Origin of the sequence: Pseudonocardia sp. SID8383 (assembly GCF_009864975.1) — a bacterium.
GTDB classification, from domain to species: Bacteria; Actinomycetota; Actinomycetes; order Mycobacteriales; family Pseudonocardiaceae; genus Pseudonocardia; species Pseudonocardia alni.
Genome location: NZ_WWFY01001200.1, coordinates 1 through 2933 on the forward strand (window position 1 = coordinate 1; position 2933 = coordinate 2933).

Below are 2933 nucleotides of genomic sequence, written 5' to 3' on the forward strand. Positions count from 1 at the left end.
GCCGCGCAGCGCGGCGGCACCGCGGGCGCCGAGCACCCACGGCAGGACCGGCTCCGGCGCCGACGGCAGGACGGGCCCCGACGGGGTCGCGGGGGCCACCGGGGCGGCCTCGGGCGCCTGCTCCAGCACGGTGTGGGCGTTGGTGCCGCTGATCCCGAACGACGACACCGCGGCCCGGCGGGGACGACCGGTCTCCGGCCATGCGGTCTGCTCGGCGAGCAGCTCGACGCTGCCTGCCGACCAGTCCACGTGCGAGGACGGCTCGTCGGCGTGCAGCGTGCGGGGCAGCACCCCGTGCCGCAGCGCCATCACCGTCTTGATCACCGAGGCGACGCCCGCGGCGGACTGGGTGTGCCCGATGTTGGACTTCACCGAGCCCAGCAGCAGCGCGCGCGCCGCGTCGCGGTCGCGGCCGTAGGTGGTCTGCAGGGCCTGGGCCTCGATCGGGTCGCCCAGCGGGGTGCCGGTGCCGTGCGCCTCGACGGCGTCGACGTCGCCGGGCTCGAGCCCGGCGTTGGCCAGTGCCTGGCGGATGACCCGCTGCTGGGAGGGCCCGTTCGGGGCGGTCAGGCCGTTGGAGGCGCCGTCCTGGTTGATGGCGGAGCCGCGGATCACCGCGAGGACCGGGTGGCCGTGGCGCTCGGCGTCGGAGAGGCGTTCGACCAGCACGATGCCCACGCCCTCGGCGAGGGTCATGCCGTCGGCGTCGTCGGAGAAGGCCTTGCAGCGGCCGTCGCGGGCCAGCGCGCGCTGGCGGCTGAACGCGATGAACGGGTTGGGGGTGGTCATGACGGTGGCGCCGCCGGCGACCCCGAGGGTGCTCTCCCCGTTGCGCAGCGACTGGCAGGCCAGGTGCAGTGCCACCAGCGACGACGAGCACGCCGTGTCGACGGTGACGGCCGGGCCCTCCAGCCCGAACACGTAGGACAACCTGCCGGACAGCACGCTGGGGCTGGTGCCGGTGACCAGGTGACCCTCGGCGCCGTCACCGGCACCCAGGCCGTACTCCTGGTAGCTGGACCCGATGAAGGTGCCGGTCAGGCTGCCGCGCACGGTGTCGGGACGGATCCCGGCCCGCTCGAAGGACTCCCAGGTGGTCTCCAGCAGCAGCCGCTGCTGCGGATCCATCACCAGCGCCTCGCGCGGCGAGATGCCGAAGAACGACGGGTCGAACTCGTCGGCGGTGTGCAGGAACCCGCCCTGGGTGGAGTAGGTGGTCCCGGGGCGGTCCGGGTCGCGGTCGAACAGCGCGGCGGTGTCCCAGCCACGGTTGACCGGGAAGTCGGAGATCGCGTCGGTACCGGAGGTGACCAGGTCCCAGAGCGCCTCCGGCGAGGAGACGCCGCCGGGGAACCGGCAGGCCATGCCGATGATCGCGATCGGCTCGGCGTCGGCGGCGCCGACGGCGACCGGGCCGGTGCCCTCCGCCGCGGTGCCGAGGATCTCGGCACGCAGGTGCCGGGCGAGCTCCAGCGGGCTCGGGTGGTCGAACACCAGCGTGCTGGGCAGCGTCAGGCCGGTCGCGGCGGCGAGACGGCTGCGCAGCTCGACCCCGGTCAGCGAGTCGAACCCGAGGTCGCGGAACGCGCGCGACCCGGCGACGGACTCGGCCGACCCGTGGCCCAGCACGGCCGCGGCCGCACCGCGGACCAGCTCGGTGAGCAGGCGCATCCCGGCGGGCTCGTCGAGGGCGCGGACCCGGGTGACGATCTCGGTGGCGGCGACGCCGGACTCCGGCTCCGCGAGGTCCGCGAGACCGGCGATCAGTGCGCTCGGCCGGGCCGAGGTGAACAGCGGTGCGTAGCGGTCCCAGTCGACGTCGGCGACGGTGACCTGGGTGTCGGCGTCGACGACGGCGCGCCGCAGCTCGGTCATGGCCGGGCCGGGGTCGAGCAGGCCGAGTCCCTGCCGCTGCAGGGTCGTGGCCACGGACTCCTCGGTGGCCATGCCGGACCCGGCCCACGGGCCCCAGGCGATGCTGGTGGCGGTGGCGCCGCGGGCGCGGCGGTGCGCGGCGAGTGCGTCGAGGTAGGCGTTGGCGGCGCCGTAGGCGCTCTGCCCGCCGCTCCCCCACACCCCGGCGACGGAGCCGAACAGCACGAACAGGTCGAGCTCGCGGTCGGCCAGCAGGTCGTCGAGGTGCGCGGCGCCGGCGATCTTGGCGGCCGTGCGGGCGGCGACACCCTCGACGTCGAGGGTGTCGAGCGCGTCGTAGTGGCCGACGCCCGCGGTGTGCACGACGCCGGTCAGCGGCGCGTCGGCGGGTACGGCGTCCAGCACGGCGGCGAGCGCGTCGCGGTCGGTCACGTCGCAGGCCTCGATCGCGACCGAGGCGCCCAGCGCGGTGAGCTCGTCGCGCAGCTCGGCGGCCCCGGGTGCGTCGGGGCCACGACGGCTGGTGAGCACCAGGTGGGCCACGCCGGAGCGGGCCAGCCATCGGGCGACCTCGGCGCCGAGCCCACCGGTACCACCGGTGACCAGGACCGAGCCGGTCGCGGTGAACGCGGTGGCGGGCGGCAGCGCGTCGACGGTGTGCCGGACGAGCCGGCGCCCGGACACACCGGCGGCGCGCAACGCGACCTGGTCCTCCCCGTCCGGGGTGTCCTTGTCGGCGAGCACCCCCGCGAGGCGCTGGGCGCTGCGCGGGTCCAGCTCGGCCGGGAGGTCGACCAGGCCGCCCCACAGCCGCGGGTGCTCCAGAGCGACGCTGCGGCCCAGGCCCCATGCGGTGGCCTGCACCGGGTGGGTGACCGGGTCGGCGGGACCGGTGGAGACGGCGCCGCGGGTCGCGGTCCACAGCCGTGCGGTCGTCCCGGTGCTGTCACCGGCGTCGGCGTCGGCGAGGGCCTGGACGAGCGCGACGGTCAGGGCGAGGCCGCGGGTCAGCGGGGCGGCGCCCGCAGCGGGGCGCTCGTCGAGCGGCAGCAGGGACA

General features: G+C 76.2%; 1 protein-coding gene. It reads right to left on the minus strand.

Features of this window, described 5'->3' with window-relative positions:
* The coding region (locus GTW08_RS29160) for a type I polyketide synthase (RefSeq protein WP_161152806.1) at nt 1-2933 on the minus strand (2933 nt) is incomplete at both ends.